This is a genomic window from Gemmatimonas sp. (assembly GCF_046594945.1).
Lineage (GTDB): Bacteria > Gemmatimonadota > Gemmatimonadetes > Gemmatimonadales > Gemmatimonadaceae > Gemmatimonas.
Map to the genome: position 1 here is coordinate 1 of NZ_JBKJRB010000023.1, position 18,090 is coordinate 18,090.

Consider the following 18,090-nt stretch of genomic DNA (forward strand, 5'->3'; position numbering starts at 1 on the left):
TGCGCGCCGCCAGAAGCAAATAGTCCGAGCGCTCGTATCATATCGGCTGCCGTAGACTGCTCGTCAACCGTCAGGCCTTCCATTACCTGCGTCAGCAGCGCGGCGTGCTCCGGGAAGATCTTCGCGACGAGCGCCGTGCCGGCCGGCGTCAGCGCCGCGTAGCGGGCCCGGCGGTCCTCATGGCAGGTGCGCCGCTCAACCAACCCCTTAACAGTCAGGCGGTCCACGAGGAACGTGATACCGCCGCTCGACACGAGAATACGGCGTTGCACCTCACCCAGCAGCATCGGCCCCCGATGGTAGAGCGCTTCGAGGATGCCGAACTCGGCCAGCGTCAGCCCGTGGCGGGCCACATCGGCCGCCGCATGGGCCGCGATCGCGGCATGTGCGCGCGACATAACAACCCACAGCCGAAGGGCGGCCGAGGACGCCTCGTCGAGCTGCGGCTCGTGCGCTTCGGGGTCTGAGGGGCTGTTACAAGCTACGGAATCACCTCGCATACTAGTTGCCATAGCTTCAAGCCTCTCCACCGTGGGCGCGCCGCGCAAGGGTACCTCGTCACCTTCCCTACGTGAGACCGGTCCACGAGTTTTCGGAATGTCGAGATTTGATCTTCGTACCGCCGTCGTCGGCGACCGGGTACAGCATGAGTTCCTCGTGCGCGATCGCGCCGAGAAGATGACCAAGGCCGGGATGCCGTTTGTGGTGCTCACGCTGGCGAATGGCTCGGGTAGCATTGACACCGCCCCCATCTGGTCCGAGAAGCTGGATTGGTGCTTGGGTGCCGACCGCGGCAAGGTCGTGCAGGTGATCGGCGACATTGGCACCTTCGGCGACAAGGGTGCCGGGAAGCGCCAGCTCACCGTCACGGCGCCGTTGCGGGTGTTGCCGTCCGACCAGTTCGATCCCACGGAGTTTCTCCCACGGATCGATGTCGAGACGGAACGGGTGTGGGACGCCTTCGACGATCTGCGCGCCAAAATAAGTTCGCCGACAGTGAAGGCGGCAGTCGACCTCTTTTTCGCCGACGACGAATTCCGTGTGCGCTTCGAGCGCACCCCCGGTGCGGTGAACGGGCACCATGCTCAGCTCGGCGGGCTGCTGCTCCACGTGTTCGAGGTGACGAAGATCGCCAAGACGATCGCCACGACGGTGCGGAAAGCGAACGCCGACCTCGCGGTGGCCGGCGCCATGCTCCATGACATCGGTAAGGTCGAGGCGTACTCGACCTCCCCCGAGGGTTTTGCGCATACACCGACGGGCATGCTGCTGGGTCATGTCACGCTGGGCGCGCTGATGTTCGACCGAAAGCTTCGCGACTCGAGGCTGGGCCTGTCGGTCGCCCAGCGCGATGAGCTCCTGCACTTCATCCTCTCACACCACGGCGCGCTCGAGTTCGGCAGTCCGGTGCAACCGATGACGGTGGAAGCGGAGATCGTGCATTGGGCTGACGAGGCGTCGGCTAAGGCCACCGATATGGTCGACGAACTGGCCGACCCCGAACTGTTTCCCCCGGGCTCCGACATCGAAGTGTCCGTCAAGCGCTCGTGGCGACTGGGCCGCAAGCTGTGGCGTCGACCGGCGCCTTGGGAGTAGCCATCGCCCCTCAAATCGATCGGTCCAATCGATTCGTTCCGAATGAAAAACCGTCATAGTCTACGTAGACGGTTAATCCTGGAGATGAATTGTGGGTGTCCATGGTGCCGAATTTTGCAAGGGTGTTTTACATTTTTCTTGGTCGGCCGCTGGAACATGGCCGGCGCACTTTGCGCAAGGAGGCGAGATGCGTAAGCCACGACCGAACACGTACAACCCAGCGCAGGCGCTGCACTTGATTGCGGCCGACCGTACTGGACTTCCTCTTAGCTGTCCGTCTTGCGAGGGTCACATCGAACGTGATCCCGTATTGCATCCACCGGCCCAGAATTCGCACGTCACGCTGACGTGCGCGAGTTGCGGTCGACTCGCCCGCTACATCGCCGGCGTGAATTGACCTTCACGTTGTCGCTCTTTGAAAACGCCCCGCTCCGGATCTCTCCGGGCGGGGCGTTTCGTTTGCACGTCAATCACGAGCGTTCCACGTCACGGGCTCACCAGTTGATCGTACCCTGCTTGGTGGTGTCGACGTCTTCCGCATCGCCTTTCTTGAAGAGGAAGGCATCCATGTTGCGCGTCAGAAACGTGCGCGCCTGGGGGTCCATGACGTTCAGGCCATAGTGATTGATCAGCATGGTCTGCTGCTTCAGCCACTGTCCCCAGCACTCCTTGCAGATCTCACCCAGGATTCTCGTGCCGACCGCTCCGGGAAACGGCGGTCGTTCAAAGCCCTCGCGGGTTTGACCGCATCGCGAGCAGGATACATCAGCCATACGTAGACTCCGAAACGCGGACGTGGACAACTTCGCGAACTGCACAGATCCTCAAAGCTATAGCTGCTTTACCTCGCTCACCAGCTTCGAAAGGCTTGCCTTCGCATCGCCGAACAGCATGCTCGTCTTCTCGTCGAAAAATAGTTCGTTCTCGATACCGGCGAATCCCGTGTTCATCGAGCGCTTGAGCACGATCACCGACTTTGCCTCGCTCACGCGGAGAATCGGCATGCCGTAGATCGGACTGCCGGGATCCGTCTTCGCGGCCGGATTCACGACATCGTTGGCACCGATCACCATCGCGACGTCGCACTCGGCGCCACCACCCGCCCCGGTCAGCACTGAAATCCGGCAACGGCAGTCAGATCAAGTGTGCGTCCAACCAATCGGCGGTCAATGACGCGACCTCGTCCCGACAAAAATCGGCCGAGATGATGTGCCCGCATCCCGTCACCCACTGTTGGCGCTTGTCCGTGCTGCCGAGCGCCGTGAAATGCGCCTCGGCGTCGCGTGCGGCGATCCGGTTATCCTCGCGCGACTGCAGGTACAACGTCGGCACCCACACCTGCGGCAACGCTGTCTCGGCGTCCTTTGCCACGCGACGCAGTTCGGTGAGTGTTCGTGCGGTGACGATGCCAGGACCGAGGCCTTCGGTGCGGGCCACCGGATCGTGAATCGAGGTTTCGCCACCCACACTGCGCAGATACGGCAGCACCACGTGCGCGATCCAGGCGCCGAGCACCTTCCACTGCAGATGGCGCGGCATGCCGATGTACGGCGCCAGCAGCACCAGCGCGGGGAGCTCCGGTCGTTCAGTGGCCAACAGCAGCGCCAGCGCACCGCCCATACTCTGGCCAACTACCATCACGCTGTCGTAGTCATGGCGGAGCGTGTCGTACTCGGCGAGTACCGCCTCGCGCCAGCGGGTGACTCGCGACTCGCTCTCCATCGTGACCAGTCGCGTCCCATGACCCGGCAGCAGCGGCACGCGCACCGTCCATCCGCGCGCGTGCAGCATGGCCCCGAGATACGCCATCGACTGGGCAGTGTCGTTGAATCCATGCAACAGCAATACCGCGCGTCGCGGAATACCGGTGTCGTGGCGGGCGGGTAGGGTGAAGCCCGCCGCGCCCTGCACGATGCCCTGCCCATCGAAGCGAAAACGACGAGCGTGTGCGTCTTCGAATCGGGCGCGCGCCGCCGCGCGCCAGAAGTGGTTCGCGATCGCACCACCCGCCACGACGAGCGCCGCGCCGAACCCAAGCGCATTCGCGAACACAGCCGACACCGAGGGAATATTCCGGCGCGAGACGTCAGTAGCGCGGCAACGACGAATCCACGTCCATGCTCCACGCGTCGATGCCGCCATCGATGTTGATGAGGCGCGAAAACCCGTGCTGCATCAACCAACTAGCGGCCATCTCACTGCGCATGCCATGATGACAGAGCAGCGCATACGAACGCGACTGGTCCAGATCACTCGCACGGGTCGCCAGCGTGTTGAGCGGGATGAGCGTGCTGATCGGCAGGTGCACCAGATCGTGCTCCCACTGCTCACGCACATCGATGATAGTGGGCGCGTCGTCGCCGGCGAGCAGAGCGGCGACGGCGGCAGGACTGAGATGCTGAATCGACATGGAGGAGAGTGAGGGAGTGCGCACGTCGCCGCAGGCGGGGCAATCGTGACGTCGAGCGACGGTAATGCGTTGCGAATCCTGCGCCAACAGATCCACCAGCAACAGCTGACCTATCAGTGGCGTGCCGATGGCGGTCAGCAGCTTGATCGCTTCGGTGGCCTGATGCAAGCCGATGATGCCGGGCACGACACCCAATACGCCCTCCTCGGCGCAGGTCGGCACCGTGCCCGGCGCGGGCATCACGGGGAACAGACAGCGGTAGCACGGGCCGCCCGACGCCGCAAACACGCTCACTTGCCCGTCGAACCGCGCCACGCTGCCGTACACGAACGGTATGCCGTGCGCGAGACAGGCGTCGTTGATGGCGTAGCGCGTGGGAAAGTTATCCGTGGCATCGATCACGACCTGATGCCCGTCCACCAGCGACGCCGCATTCGTCGCCGTGAGCCGCGTGTCGTGCGTCTCCACCACCACCTGTGGATTGATCGCCTGCAGGCGCTCACGCGCCACGTCGAGCTTGGCCCGTCCCACATCGGGCGTGGTATACAGCAGTTGCCGATGCAGGTTGGTGATGTCAACGACATCGGTATCGACCAAGGCGATCGTGCCCACGCCCGCCGCCGCGAGATAGCTCGCCGCCGGTGATCCGAGACCGCCGACACCCACGATCAACACGCGCCCATTCGCGAGCCGCTCCTGCGCCGCCGGGCCGAAGCCCCGCAGCACCAGCTGCCGTGCATACCGCGGATCGGAGAGATCGTACATGGCCGAACGCTCAGCGCTTGGGCGTGATCGACAGCGCTGCGCGCGCGTCGTCCACCGCGTCGGCCGCCGCGCCAAAGCGTGCGGCCAGGTCATTGATCTCGGCCACCGTTTCCGCCTGCGTGCCGTAGCGAATGGACTCGTTGATGCCGGGGAAGCTCATGGTGGAGTAGCCGTTGTCGACATCCGACGCGTAGATCAACGAGCGATACCACGGACGGCTCTTCAGCCCACTGGGCCGCGCCAGCGCGCGCTCCACGCGCAGCAGGGAGCTGTTGGCCGCCAGCGGCGCCGCCGGCGTGCTGGCGACCGCGATCGCGCCCGCCAGCGCGGCGTCTCGGACCGTCGCGAACATCGTCGCGCTTTTCTCCAGTCGGGCGATGGCGGCGGTCAACGGCGCGACCGCGGCGGCGTTCCATCCCTTCTGCGTGAGCCCACGCTCTACCGGTGCCACATAGCGCGTCATGGTGCGCGCGAACTCAGCGTAGTCGTACGGCAACACCTGTGCATTCGCGAGCCGCAACAGAGTGGCGGCGCCGATACGGGCGGCGGTCGCATGATACTGAAAACCAGGATCACCGAAGCGCTCCATCCAATCGAAGGTGTCGTACGCCGAGTGGTAGATTCCGGACGGACCACCGAAGCCCCAATCGGCCATCGGAATACCGAAATGATTGTAGAAGCCGGCGAAGTCGCTGCCGCCACCGGGATCGCCCATCGGTGGCTCCAGCGTATCAGCACGTGTGCCCGTCGCGGCGCGCCACGTCTCGTACACGGTGCCGCGACCACGTGGATCCTGCACCTGCTTCGTGATGTCACGCAGCACCGCGCGCATGGATGGCGAGCCGCCGCCCCCGAACTGTGACCCCTGCGCCGACACATCCTGATTGAGGTACGCGACCGCGCCCGCTTTGAGCCGCAGCGAGTCGTCTTCGACGTATTCCGTGCTGCCGACCAGGCCCCACTCCTCCGCATCCCACGTGGCAAACACGATCGTCCGCTTGGGCCGGTCACCACGCTTCGCCATATCGGCGAGCGCCTGCGCCGCTTCCAGCACGCTCACGGTACCGGAGATGTTGTCGGCTGCGCCGGGGCCCCATGCATCGCGATGGGAGCCGATGTACACATATTCGTTCGGATACTGACTACCGCGAAGGTACCCCAAGGTGTTGTAAATCTGCTTGGTCCCCGCCGTCGCGGCGTCGGTAGTGACCTCCACGCGCACACGGACCGGACCCGGTCCCACGTGGTAGCGCAGCGAAAGACCACCTTGCCAGTTTCGCGGGATATCGCGGCCGCGGACCTGCGCCAGCAGCGCCTGCGCATTGGCGGCGCTGATCGGCACGACGGGCACCTTCGAGAGCGACGTGTCTTCGGGCTTGAGACGCGGTGCGCCGGGCGTACTGGCGTAGCCCGGCGTGAGCGGGTCGCCGGTCCCGTTGAACACGCTGCCACGCTGCAATCCACGCAACGGGCGCATCGGGCCTTCGGGATAAACATCGCCCTGCACGAAGCCGTCGTCGAGCGGGTCGGTGTAGATGAGGACCGCGACCGCGCCGCGCTTTTCCGCTTCACGCGACTTGATGCCGCGGAAGCTCCGCCCGTAGCGGGCCAGCACGACTTTCCCCTTCACCGAGACACGCATCGAATCGAGCGTCGCGTAGTCTTCGATCAGGCCGTAGTTCACGAACACCAACTCGCCTTCGCCCACTCCTGCGCCGCCGTACCCATTTACGGGGAGATACTGGGGTAGCATGGTCGCCAGATCACTCGGGATCCCCGGTTCCTGCAGATCGAGCACGGCGGTGTCGCGCCCCAGACGCGTGATCTTTACACCGGTCGCGTGCGGCAGATACACGTCGTACGTCCGCAGTTCGGTCTCGAGCCCCATCGCCTTCATTTGTCCGATGACGTAGTCGGCCGTGCGCTTTTGAGCTGGCGTGCCCGCCACGTGTGGTTCTTTCGACAACGCCGCCGAATGCGACCGCGCCCTCATTGCCTGAGGTCCCTGAATGGCCGCCTGCTCGAGTCGACGCTGTATGGCAGCGGCGCTCGGCGAGTATCCGGGCATGGTCGTGGGCTGTGCCGACAGCGTCGACGGCAGCCGCGTCGCGAGCGCGAGGGCAGTAGTCATCGCCAGTACCGTAGTGCGAAAAACGGACACGTCATGAACTCCGGTGGAGTGAAAGCACTAACCCGCTTCGTACTCTTCAGCGGCGCGTAGCAGTGCCTGCTGCAGCACGGCTTCGCGATCGCCGTCGTCAGGAAGCGCCGCACTGAGCGCGGCGAACTGGCGTTGCATTTCGTCTTCGAGCTGGAGCGGCGTTGGCGACTGGATCCCGAGCACGGCGAGCGACATCGCGGAAAGGTCACGCAGCTGACGCACCGTTTCCTCGTCGAGCGCCTGGAGCGAGGGCGGCACCGGATTGGCGATCACCCGTTCCCGCCGGCGCTTCGGCGTTTCGAACAATGCGCGCACCGGCGCGAAGACCACCACGAACGACCCCGGCGTGTGCTCGGCGTATCCGGTAATCACATTCCGACGCCGCAGCGACGGCATCAATTTCACGATCGCCTCACGCACCGGTGAGTAGCCGTCGACGCTGTTGTTGCCACGGCCCGTGATCACCAGCGCCTCATCGGCACCGAGCACCTGCTGCTGCCGGAGCCAGGACTCGGCCAGCGTGGTCGCCTGCGAGGCCGTCGGCTGCATCGCGCGCAGGTTCAATGTGCGCGATGCGCCAAAACGCAGCTCGTCGAAAGCGCGATGGATGCTCATCACGGTCAAAGCTACGGCCGACGTAGTGCTTCGGTGAGTATACGGCCGTCGACTTTCTCCGTCGGCAGAATACCGAGCATCGCGGCCAGCGTTGGCGCGACGTCCACCGAGTACACGGGCTTCGTATACCGTCCCGGCTTCACCATCGGTCCCATGAGCAAGATGGGGATTCGCGCATCGAGCTCGTGCGGCGTACCGTGCGTTGCGTAGCGGGTCATGGACCAATAGAAGCCCGGTTTGAACGTCACCGTGAGCTCGGCTTGAAAGTCGCTGGGAATCGCGTGCAGCCACCGGCGCGCAATCACATCGCCCGTGGCAGCCGCAGCGGCCAGCGAGGACACGCGATCCACCCGCAGCATGCCAGGCAGCTTGAGCAGCTGACCACGCAATGACGTGACCACCGAGTCGGCATTCACCCGCTTCGCCGCCAGTCGACGACGATCGAGGGACACGATCCCCGCCTGCATCAGCAGCGCATCGCCTTCCACGCCGCGAGCGGCCAGCGCGCTACGGGCCGCATCAATGAGCGGCTGTGGATTCACGCGACCGCGGGTGGCATCGACGCCGGGAAACGCGACCTCGGGATACGGCGACACCCCATGGTCGGAGCCTAGGGCGAACACGATACGCGTGGAGTCGCGCAGCGTGTACAGCGAATCGATCAGCCGGCCGAGGAGACGATCTACGCGCAGCACCTGATCGTGCAACTCACGCGAATCAGGGCCGTATCGATGTCCAATGGCATCGGTGGTGGACAGCGACACGGCGAGCACGTCGGCGGTCGGTCCTTTGCCCAGGTCGAGCGCGGTGACGCCGGCCAGCGCCAGGTCCACCGTGACCTCGTCCATCCACGGGAACTCCGTGAAGTTCACGCCGGCCGCGCGCACCTCGGTATCGAGCTTATGCGGAAAGGCGTAGTCCTTGCCTTGGCTCTCGATGGCGACCGAGTCGTTCTCGGGATACTGCGACGCGGCGAGGAGGGTGTTCCACTCAGCCCCGAGGTACGGCTTCAAGAAATTGCGCGCGTTGAACTGCTGCACCCACGCCGGCAACGTGTCGGCATAATACCGGCTGGTGGTGAAACGCCCGTCGAGCGAATACCAGTACACCGACTGCTTGGCCCGACCCAGCGGAAGAATCGCGCCGCGATCCTTTCGCGACACCGAGAGCGCCCGGCTGAACTGATCGCGCGTGCGCATCCAGTCGAACAACGCCGATCCGCGGAACCGATACGGCGACGCGCCACCGCCGCGTCCAAGCAGCAGCGGCGACTGCGGATCGGCCACACCGATCTCGTTCAGCACCACGCCGGTGTGCGACGGGTGGCGTCCCGACCAGAGCGCGGCATGTCCCGGCGCCGTCTCGGTCGTTGCATGATCGTGCGTCGCGTTCCTGAAGAATGCGCCCTGCCTGAGCAGGCGAGCGAGACCGCCGGTGAACTGCGAGGACCACGTGTCGAGGTAATCCGGACGCAGTTGGTCGACCGTGATCAGTACGACCAGCGTGGGCGGTGCGGACTGAGCGGCAACCCGCGAGACGGCGGGAGCCGTAATCAGCATCGACGCGGCAATCGCGGATGCGCGAAGAATCGGTCTGGAGACGAGCATACTGGAAAGTACGCGCAGTGCTCGTGACACGCTGCTGCGTATGACGTGGCGCCCGCACCACCAGCGGCCCTGTCCGGCCTCGAGCACGTCGCCGGATCGACGCGCCAGGACAGGGGCAACACCGCCGGTGGTCGAACCACGCGAGGTCGGTGCGCTTCGCGGATGACGACACGCGAAGGCACCGCGTGAATCTCCCGCACCGTTCACGGAGGCACGTGAAGGCGACGACAATATTGTGCATCCGGCGCGAATGCACTAGGGCACGCGCAAACTTTATCGCGGCGGCGTCGCCGGCCGCGCGCGTTCGCGCATCGCCTCCGCCATCGCGCGATCGTGTGTCGACGCTGAGGAATCGAGTCCCGTGATCACGCCGTGCACGTCAGCGTCGCTTCGATTCTGGCTCAACTTGAACTTCCCTTCGAGCGACGTGATCTCGATCTCGACGCCAACGGTGGCGCGAGCGAGCTGCTCGAGAAAGTCGAGCGGCGCGTCGCGCATCGCCCACGGATGCGACTGCGACGCCTCGTGCCGGTCGGTGAGCCGGTCGAGATGCGCCATCAGGAAATCGCGGTCGTCGATGAAGCGCAGCACGCCGGCGGCGTGCACCGCGATGTAATTCCAAGTCGGCACGACTTTGCCATGCTCCTGCTTCGCCGGGTACCACGACGGCGTGACGTACGCCTCGGGACCACTGAAGATCACAAGTGCCGAATCGCCACTCGCCGCCAAGGCATGATGAGGATTGGCCCGCGCCACATGTCCCTGCAACAGGCCGTACGCGCCACGCTCCCGGTCGAGCAGCAAGGGCAAGTGCGTCGCGTAGAAGCCGTGTTCGCTCGACGCCGTCACCAGCGCGCCGAGTGAATGGCGCTCGATAAACGCGTGCAGGACGTCACGATCCGACTCGGCGAATGAACGGGGGATGTACACGACGATTCAGCCCTGCATCGCCGATTCCAGCATCACGAGTCCTTCGGCGAGTTCGGCCTTGGTGATCACCAGCGGTGGCAGGAAACGCAACGTGTGCTCGCCGGCGCTGACCAACAGCAGTCCCTTTTCGAACGCGCGCCCAATGATCGCCGCCGCCGGCTCATGCACATCCATGCCCCACATGAGCCCTTTCCCGCGAATCGCGCGCACCTGCCCGGTGCGATCGGCGATCCCCTGCAGCTGCTCACCAAACCATGCGCCAGTCTCCCGCACGTGCTGCAGCATGGCCGGATCGGACAGGCGTTGCACGACATGATGCGCAACATGCGCCAGCAGCGGACCGCCGCCGAACGTGGTGCCATGATCACCCGGCTGCATCACGCGCGCAACGGCCTCGTTCACCAGGATCGCACCGATCGGCAGACCGTTGGCCAGCGGCTTGGCGATGGTCAGCATGTCAGGCACGATGCCAAGCTGTTCATACGCGAAGAACGAGCCGGTACGACCCAGTCCGCACTGAATCTCGTCGAGAATCAGCAGGACATTCCGCTCACGCGTGAGGTCGCGCAGGCCGCGCAGGAACTCCGGATCGACCACGCGCACGCCACCTTCGCCCTGAATCGGCTCAACGATCACCGCCGCCGCCGTTTCCGGATCGAGCACCGTGCGCAGCTCATCGAGTTCGCGCTCCACGATCGTCACTCCGGCCATCAGCGGACGGAACGGCAACCGATACGCCGGACGGTCGGTGGCCGCCAACGTGCCTGGCATACGGCCGTGAAAAGCGCCGCGCACCGCGATGATCTCGTGCTTCGCCTGGTGCCCCGTGCTCTTCGCCCACCGACGCGCAAACTTGAACGCGCCTTCATTGGCCTCGGCACCCGAGTTGGCAAAGAACACGCTGCTGGCGAACGAGTGATCCACAAACCACTGCGCCAACGCCTCGCCCGGCGCCGTGCGGTACAGGTTCGAGGTGTGAATGAGTCCGGTCGCTATCGCTTCCTGCAACGCGTTCATCACGCCGGGATCGTTGTGCCCGAGCGACGTGACAGCGATACCGGCTACGAGGTCGAGGTACCGCTTGCCATGCTCGTCGACCATGTACACGCCGTCTCCGCGGACGAACAGCGGCGCCTGTCGCTTGTACGTGCCCAGAATGGCGGGCAAAGCCGAAGTCTGCACCGAAGGGGTTGTGGTCGGAGCGGGCGCGGGCATCGTCGAAGTCATGGGCAGCTACCTGGAAGAGACGGCATCCGTTGCGTCCACGCGCGCAACGATCGCGGTTCCCGCCTCGGGAACAGTGAGTGCGGCGAGATCGCCGATCCGCACTCGGTGTACACCACCGGCCAGCGCCTGCGCGCAGGCATCGAGCTTGGCGGCCATGCCGCCTCCTGCCACACCACGGATCACCAGCGCCTGCGCTTCGTCGAGCGAGAGTCGCGGCACGAGCGCTTTGTCGCCGTCGAGCACGCCGGGCACGTCGGCCATCAAAAACAGTTCATCGGCGCCGAGCGCCGCCGCAATGGCTGCCGCCGCGTCATCACCATTCACGTTGTACGCCCCGACCCCGCTTTCTGCTTCGCGCGCCGCCACCGGCGAGATCACCGGCAGAAAGCCCGTCGCGAGCAGCGCGCGCACCAGACGCGGATCGACCACGGCCGGCGTTCCCGAATGCCCGAACGTGGCCACATCAATCGGCGTCGCCCGCAGCAGCGCGGCATCCTCGCCGGAAATGCCGACCGCCGGCGCACCCGCCGCCACCAACGCCGACACCATCTGCTTGTTGGCCAATCCCGACAGCACCATGCGCACGAGTTCGAGCGCCATATCGGAGGTCACGCGACGACCACCCACGAACACCGGCTCCTCACCACGCAGCCGCTGCAACGCGCTGATCTGGTCGCCACCGCCATGCACGACCACCACGCCGCCATTCGTCGCGCGCCACAGCGCAGCAAGCACCGCCGGCAACGCAGGATCGTTCTGGGTGCGACCACCAAGTTTGACGACAAACATTCGTCTTATGATTGCGAAGTAAGGGGTGAGGGGTCGGATGATAGCTGCGACGTACGGCGTACGGAGTCGGGGGGTAGGGAGTAGAAGGTGCGGAGTGAGGCGTGCCGTTCCATACCCCGTCCTTCCGACTCCCGACTTCGCTTCTATCGAACGAGCCCGGACGTCTCGTCCAGTCCTAACATCAAGTTCGCGTTCTGGATCGCCTGACCCGCCGCGCCTTTCACCAAGTTGTCGATCGCGCTGAACACCAGCAGGGTCGGCGTACGCACGCCGCTGGGGATTCTGGCGCCGATGCGCACCACATTCCGATGCTGGACGTCGGCCAGCGCGGGAAGATCGGTGGTCAACTCCACGAACGGCTCGCCAGCGTACATGTCGCGGAACGGCGCCAGTGCGTCCTCAAGAGGGCGCGTGAGCGGCACCGTCATGGTGGACAGAATTCCGCGGTCGATCGGCAGCAGGTGCGGCGTGAACAGCAAATCGCAATCGGCACCGAGGGCGGCCAGACCGGCACGCATCTCGAACAGGTGGCGATGCGAATTCCCCACCCCGTATGGACGAAAATTCTCCGTCACCTCAGCAAACAGCAGTTCGAGCTTGGGCGACGCGCCGGCACCGCTGACACCGCTGGCCGCCGCGATGCTCACCGTTGCCCCCGGCGCGATCAATCCCGCCTTTGCCAACGGCGCGAGCGCGACGAGAACACTGGTTGCATAACACCCCGGATTGGCGACCACGCGCGCACCATGCAGCGGCGCACGAAAGAGTTCGGGTAGGCCATACGGCGCAGTGGGCGGCACGCCCGCCGGTGCGTGGTCCATTCCACCGTGGCCGGGACGCAGATCGCTCGACAGGTCGACCACGCGCGCACCGGCGTGAATCACCTTCGCCACCCACTCGGCCGACGCCCCATGTGGCAGCGCCGCGAACACCAGATCGGCGCTCGACAGATCGACCTCATCGGCACCCACCATCGGAACAGCGTGTACCTGCCCGCCAGCCCTCACGCGCAGCGTAGTACCGCGCTGCGCATTCGCGGTAGCGAACACGAGGCTGAGACTCGGATGGCCGAGGATCAGGGCGCACAGTTCGCGCCCCGAGTACCCGCTCGCGCCGAGCACGCCCACGCGCGACAGGGGTTGAGTAACGGTTGTCGTCGGGAGTTGCGGGAAGTCCGGTAAAGTATGCACTATTAATGCATAATTTTGCATCGCCGTGCTGTCAATCAGGTGCATGTCACAGCTGTGTGTCACCGCTGAGCGTCGTTGCGTCCCGATCGCGCTTAATTCGGCACCGAACCGATTCGCAGGAGTCCATCTGTTGTCCGACAAGCATCAGCGCCATCAGGTCATCCGCGAGATCGTCACGGCCAAGGCCGTGCCGAGCCAGGAAGAGCTGCGACGGCAGCTTGCCGAACGGGGATGGGACGTGACGCAGTCCACGCTGTCGCGCGATCTGCGAGAACTGCGTCTCGCTCGCATCCCCGACGCGCAGGGGCGTTCACGCTACGCCTTTCCCGACAACGGCGGTGACGATGAGGAGCTCGCGCAGCTCGAGCGCATGCTCCCGCAGCTCCTCACCGACGTGGAGGGCGTGCAGGTCCTCGTGGTGGCGCGCACGATCAAGTCGGGCGCACAGCCCGTGGCCGAGGCGCTCGATCAGCTGAGGTGGCCCGACGTCGCCGGTACAATCGCCGGCGATGACACGGTGCTCATTATCTGCCGCTCCACCGAGGGGCGCGAACGCGTGCTCAAGAAGCTGAGCGCGTACTTGCGCGCCTGATCTACTTGCGATCATCGCCCGATCATCTAGCCTGATGCTGAAAGACTCGAGGCGTGGCGTCAGGCGACGCCATCTCACCGACGTGCCACCATGGGCCGCCCGCCGAGTGATGATTCGAAGGCCCATACGGGCCTGATGGTTTGTGCGTGATCACCCGGACAGCGTGTTTCAGCACCCTGCTAGATTTCCCCACGTCGTCTTTCCTTCGAACTCCGTCGTGAGTATGCCGTGAGCACTTCCGAAGCCGGAACCCATAAACTGTGGGGCGGTCGATTCGCTGGTGGCCCGTCGCCACTCCTCGATGCGATCAATCGCTCCATCGGCACCGACTTCCGACTCTGGCCGCACGACGTGCGCCTCTCCAAGGCGTGGGCGCTTGCGCTCGGTGAAGCCGGCGTGCTCACGCGTGAAGAAAGCGACGCGTTACAACAGGGCCTCGACCGTGTGGGCCGGCGTCTCGCCGACGGCTCGCAGCCAGTCGCCACCGACGAAGATATTCATACCATGATCGACCGGCTGCTGCACGAAGAAGCCGGGACGGTCGCCTCCAAGCTGCACACCGGCCGTTCGCGGAACGACCAGGTGGCCACGGCGTCGCGTCTTTGGACCATGGATGCGTGCCGTCGCGTGGATGTCGCGATCGCCGAGCTGCAGCAGTCGTTGTTGGGGCAGGCGGAGACGCTCACCGAGGCCGTGCTCCCGGCGTACACGCACTTACAGCGCGCCCAGCCGGTGAGCGGAACGCACTGGCTGCTCGCGCACTTTTGGCCGCTATCGCGCGACCGCACGCGCTTTGCCAACGCCGAGCGCGGCACGTCGGTCATGCCATTGGGTTCGGGCGCGATTGCCGGCTCGGCGTTCCCGGTGTCGCGTGTGCTGCTCAAGGAATCGCTAGGCTTTCACACTATCTCGGCCAACAGCATCGACGCCACTGGCGATCGTGATTTCGTAGCGGAAACGTTGTTCGCCTGCGCCATGACCGCGGCGCACTGCTCGCGCTTGGCCGAGGACATGATTCTGTACGGCACGAGCGAGTTCGGCTTCGTGAAGTTCGGCGACGGCTTCTCCACCGGCAGCAGCATGATGCCGCAGAAGCGCAATCCCGATGTGTTCGAACTGGCGCGTGGCTCGGGCGCGCGCGTACTCGGCGATCTCGTGTCGATTCTGGGCACCATCAAGGGACTGCCCAGCGGCTACAGTAAGGATCTGCAAGACGACAAGCGTGCACTGTTCAACGCGATCGACCTCCTCCTGCTGGTGCTGCCATCGATGGCCGGTGCCATTGCCGAGTTGCGATTCGAGCGCGCGCGCATGCGCGCCGCCTGCTCGAGCGCCATGATGGCCACCGACCTTGCTGACTATCTCGTGAAGAAGGGCGCCACCTTCCGTGAAGCGCACGGTGCCGTGGGCTCACTCGTGCGTCAAGCGGAAGAGGGGGGCATCGAACTCGACGCGCTTCCAGTGGAAGCATTCACCGCGGCTCACGCCCTGTTCGGCACCGACACGCGCGATGCGCTCGACGTGGGTGCGTCACTCGCCGCGCGTAATATCGATGGTGGCACTGGCCCCGATGCCGTGCAACGCCAGCTCGAGCAGGCCCGCGCCAGCCTGACGCCCACTGACCCAGCGCTCGGCAATGAAGTTGCGCGCCGCTGAATTGCTCGGCAACGTTGTCGGTGGCGCCATCGATGGCGTGATTTTCGACTGCGACGGCGTACTCGTCGACAGCGAACGCATTTCGAACGGCACGTGGGCGCTGCTGCTCACGGAGATCGGCCTGCCCATGACCATGGAGCAATCGCTCAGCATTTTCATGGGCAACTCGATGCCGCGCTGCGTCGAGATCGTGACCGAGATGATGGGTCACGCGCCGCCGGATGACTTGCTGTCGCGCTTCACCGCACAGGTCACGGTCGCGTTGCAACGCGACCTCGAACCCGTCGACGGCATCGTGGCGCTGCTCGATACCTTCGATGCGGCTGGCATGCGCTACGGTGTCGCGTCGAACGGCGAGCACGAGAAAATGCGCACGACACTCGGCAAAACCGGGCTACTCGACCGCTTCCAAGGCAAGCGCTTTTCAGCGGTCGATGTCGGCAAACCCAAACCCGCGCCCGATCTCTTCCTACATGCCGCGCGGGCACTCGGCTTCGATCCCGCGCGCACCGTGGTCGTGGAAGACAGTCCACTCGGCGTTCAGGCAGCGACCGCCGCCGGCATGACGGTGATCGGTTACGCCGAGATCGTGTCGGCCGAACGACTACGAATTGCCGGTGCCGTGGTCACAGTCGAGCAACTGGCGGAGGTTGCGGCGTTACTGGGCCTCGGCTGAACGTCACGACCACAGCTTCACGGCGGATTTCATGGATGACCGCGGATGGATGCTCGAACAGCCGCGTAGTCTGGACGATTCCTCTGCGCGCGCTGCGACTCCGCGTTCTCTGCGTGATCTGTTCAGCGGCAGACCACTGGCGGCGATGCTCGGGTAGATCGAAAACTGATCACGAGGAGGAACGGAGGACGCAGAGTCGCCGAGGTCTCTGGTCGATAGCTTAAAGCGCGGACCCGATGGTCAGCCGCACGGTGGGCACGACTCGCTCCAGACCAGCCGACTTTTCATCCGACATGAAGAATCGCTTCGCGCTACCACCGATGGCGACGGCGGTCGATCGACTGGCGCCAAGCAACCACTGATGCTGCGCTTCCACCACAAAGGTCGTGGCACTGACCGCAAGGGCGCTGAGCAGCGTAGCGGTAGGAACGAGGATATGTCGCGTTTGGGAGCGGCAGGGTCAGTGAGGCTGCAGTACAGCCCGGGCAGCATCCTGTCCGCCGCGTGCTGCGCCTTCGAGAGAGCTGGAGTGCAAGACTTCACTGGCGCGCCACAGCCCGGGTATACCACACGCAATCGTCGGGCGGTGTTCCCGCCATCCCGGTGGCTGTGCAAACTGAGCGTAGGGCACCCGCCAGACTGCCGCACGCGACAGCGCTGCAGTTTTCGCCTCGGCCGCCGCATCGCCGGCGGCTTTCGCCATGGCGGCCAGTTCACGACGTGCAGCGGACTCGAGATCCGAATCGCTCCGGTCGGCCGCCGCGCCCACGGCGCTCGCCGCAATCAGCGACACACCGCGCGGCGCGTATTCGGCGGCGACATCGGTGATGGTGACGGCGTGGCTGATCACCGCCGTCGCATCGGCATTGAGCCAGAGCGCCCGCCCGGGAATCGGTGACGTCCCGCTTGTGGTGAAATACAGCGTCGTGGTTCCACGCGCACCCGACGGCGTGGCGATCTGCACGCCAGCCGTGGCGGCGAGTCGTGCCGCGGCCGGTGCATCGGTGGCCATGATGACCTGGGCAGCGGGTAGCACGGTGTCACCAACCAACACCACACCAGTCACGCGGCCATCGCTTACGGTGAGTGCCTGCACGCCGACTCCCGTCCGCACCGTTCCCGACGGAAGTCGCGCGGCTAGCTGCTTCGTCAGCGCGCCCATCCCCGACGCCGGCACCACGGTATCACCTTCGGCCAGCATCTTGAACGTGAACAGGAGTACCGACGCACTCGTAGCGAGCGTACGGTCCAGCAGAATGCCGCCGTAAAAGGGGGCGAAGAAACCGTCGATGACCGCCGCGCTGAAGCCGCGCGAGGCGAGGAAGTCGCGCGTACTCACGGCGGCAAAGCGCGCGGTGAAGCATTCGTCGATCGAGAGTTGCTGGGCGAAGCGGCGCAGCGCGAGCAGGCGCAGCTTGTCGCCGAGCGGGACCGCGCGCGCCATGACGGTATCGATGAGCAACGACGGATCGCTGAGCGCGTCGCCGATGAGCGAGGCGCGGCCGCCTTGAACGATGCGGGCCGCCGGCAAAAACTTACGCGGCTCGAGGGCTTCGAGATCGAGATAGCTGCGCAGCGTGGGATACGCCGTGAACAGCACTTGGAAGCCGTGATCGAACACTAGGCCGTCGCGGGTCGTGCTTCGTACTCGCCCGCCCACCTCCGACTCAGCATCAAGCACAAGCACGAGGCCGCCGGCGCGATGGATCTCGATCGCACAGACGAGGCCGGCCACGCCGGCGCCGACAACGATGATGGGAGAGTGTTGGCTAGTCATACTTTCGAAAGCTGGCGGGACGGGCCGCTCAACTCTATCCCCTGACGCACAAAAAGCCCGGTATCCGGGTGGATACCGGGCCTTGTCGTGCGGAACCGC

Annotated in this window: 16 protein-coding genes and 1 pseudogene; 4 read left to right on the plus strand and 13 right to left on the minus strand. The window is 65.0% G+C overall.

What is annotated here, in order from left to right:
* Nucleotides 1–398, minus strand: a 398-nt coding sequence (locus tag ACLL97_RS02980) for a MarR family winged helix-turn-helix transcriptional regulator (protein ID WP_411278992.1), incomplete at its 3' end; no start/stop codon positions are given.
* A gap of 199 nt (nucleotides 399–597) precedes the next feature.
* On the opposite strand from ACLL97_RS02980, the gene ACLL97_RS02985 reads away from it, so the two are divergent.
* On the plus strand, nucleotides 598–1,596 hold the full coding sequence (locus ACLL97_RS02985) for a 3'-5' exoribonuclease YhaM family protein (protein WP_411278993.1): 999 nt from the start codon (nucleotides 598–600) through the stop codon (nucleotides 1,594–1,596).
* A gap of 494 nt (nucleotides 1,597–2,090) precedes the next feature.
* Here ACLL97_RS02985 and ACLL97_RS02990 read toward each other — a convergent pair whose 3' ends face one another.
* The 11 genes and pseudogenes from ACLL97_RS02990 to argC all read right to left on the minus strand — a co-directional run bounded on the left by ACLL97_RS02990 (nucleotide 2,091) and on the right by argC (nucleotide 13,290).
* Nucleotides 2,091–2,369, minus strand: a complete 279-nt coding sequence (locus ACLL97_RS02990; RefSeq protein ID WP_411278994.1) for an oxidative damage protection protein — start codon at nucleotides 2,367–2,369, stop codon at nucleotides 2,091–2,093.
* A 57-nt stretch (nucleotides 2,370–2,426) separates the two neighbouring features.
* Nucleotides 2,427–2,687, minus strand: a pseudogene (locus tag ACLL97_RS02995) (NAD(P)(+) transhydrogenase (Re/Si-specific) subunit beta); the annotation flags it as partial.
* A 43-nt stretch (nucleotides 2,688–2,730) separates the two neighbouring features.
* On the minus strand, nucleotides 2,731–3,657 hold the full coding sequence (locus ACLL97_RS03000; RefSeq protein ID WP_411278995.1) for an alpha/beta hydrolase: 927 nt from the start codon (nucleotides 3,655–3,657) through the stop codon (nucleotides 2,731–2,733).
* A gap of 25 nt (nucleotides 3,658–3,682) precedes the next feature.
* Nucleotides 3,683–4,771: a molybdopterin-synthase adenylyltransferase MoeB gene (gene moeB, locus ACLL97_RS03005; RefSeq protein ID WP_411278996.1), complete on the minus strand. Its 1,089-nt coding sequence runs from the start codon at nucleotides 4,769–4,771 to the stop codon at nucleotides 3,683–3,685.
* A 10-nt stretch (nucleotides 4,772–4,781) separates the two neighbouring features.
* A complete protein-coding gene (locus tag ACLL97_RS03010) occupies nucleotides 4,782–6,932 on the minus strand; it encodes a M20/M25/M40 family metallo-hydrolase (RefSeq protein WP_411278997.1) in 2,151 nt (716 codons plus the stop codon).
* Between the two features lie 27 nt (nucleotides 6,933–6,959).
* On the minus strand, nucleotides 6,960–7,547 hold the full coding sequence (locus tag ACLL97_RS03015) for a hypothetical protein (RefSeq protein WP_411278998.1): 588 nt from the start codon (nucleotides 7,545–7,547) through the stop codon (nucleotides 6,960–6,962).
* A gap of 11 nt (nucleotides 7,548–7,558) precedes the next feature.
* Complete coding sequence (locus ACLL97_RS03020; RefSeq protein WP_411278999.1) at nucleotides 7,559–9,154, minus strand: alkaline phosphatase family protein; 1,596 nt, start codon at nucleotides 9,152–9,154, stop codon at nucleotides 7,559–7,561.
* Between the two features lie 273 nt (nucleotides 9,155–9,427).
* Complete coding sequence (locus ACLL97_RS03025; RefSeq protein ID WP_411279000.1) at nucleotides 9,428–10,084, minus strand: FMN-binding negative transcriptional regulator; 657 nt, start codon at nucleotides 10,082–10,084, stop codon at nucleotides 9,428–9,430.
* A gap of 6 nt (nucleotides 10,085–10,090) precedes the next feature.
* Nucleotides 10,091–11,266 (minus strand): aspartate aminotransferase family protein, encoded by a 1,176-nt coding sequence (locus ACLL97_RS03030; protein ID WP_411279001.1) that lies wholly within the window; start codon nucleotides 11,264–11,266, stop codon nucleotides 10,091–10,093.
* Nucleotides 11,267–11,317: 51 nt separating this feature from the next.
* Nucleotides 11,318–12,100: an acetylglutamate kinase gene (gene argB / locus ACLL97_RS03035; protein ID WP_411279002.1), complete on the minus strand. Its 783-nt coding sequence runs from the start codon at nucleotides 12,098–12,100 to the stop codon at nucleotides 11,318–11,320.
* Between the two features lie 143 nt (nucleotides 12,101–12,243).
* Nucleotides 12,244–13,290, minus strand: coding sequence for an N-acetyl-gamma-glutamyl-phosphate reductase (argC, locus tag ACLL97_RS03040; RefSeq protein WP_411279003.1), 1,047 nt, complete (start codon nucleotides 13,288–13,290; stop codon nucleotides 12,244–12,246).
* A 130-nt stretch (nucleotides 13,291–13,420) separates the two neighbouring features.
* Between argC and argR the strand changes: the two genes are divergently transcribed.
* From argR to ACLL97_RS03055, 3 genes are all read left to right on the plus strand, one after another.
* A complete protein-coding gene (gene argR, locus ACLL97_RS03045; protein ID WP_411279004.1) occupies nucleotides 13,421–13,882 on the plus strand; it encodes an arginine repressor in 462 nt (153 codons plus the stop codon).
* Nucleotides 13,883–14,110: 228 nt separating this feature from the next.
* A complete protein-coding gene (argH, locus tag ACLL97_RS03050) occupies nucleotides 14,111–15,538 on the plus strand; it encodes an argininosuccinate lyase (RefSeq protein ID WP_411279005.1) in 1,428 nt (475 codons plus the stop codon).
* The gene (locus ACLL97_RS03055; protein ID WP_411279006.1) at nucleotides 15,519–16,214 is read left to right on the plus strand and encodes an HAD family hydrolase; all 696 of its coding nucleotides are present in this window, start codon (nucleotides 15,519–15,521) and stop codon (nucleotides 16,212–16,214) included. The genes argH and ACLL97_RS03055 overlap by 20 nt, the downstream gene beginning before the upstream one ends.
* 460 nt (nucleotides 16,215–16,674) lie before the next feature.
* On the opposite strand, the gene ACLL97_RS03060 is transcribed toward ACLL97_RS03055, so the two are convergent.
* Nucleotides 16,675–17,991: an FAD-dependent oxidoreductase gene (locus ACLL97_RS03060; RefSeq protein WP_411279007.1), complete on the minus strand. Its 1,317-nt coding sequence runs from the start codon at nucleotides 17,989–17,991 to the stop codon at nucleotides 16,675–16,677.
* Nucleotides 17,992–18,090: the final 99 nt, after the last annotated feature.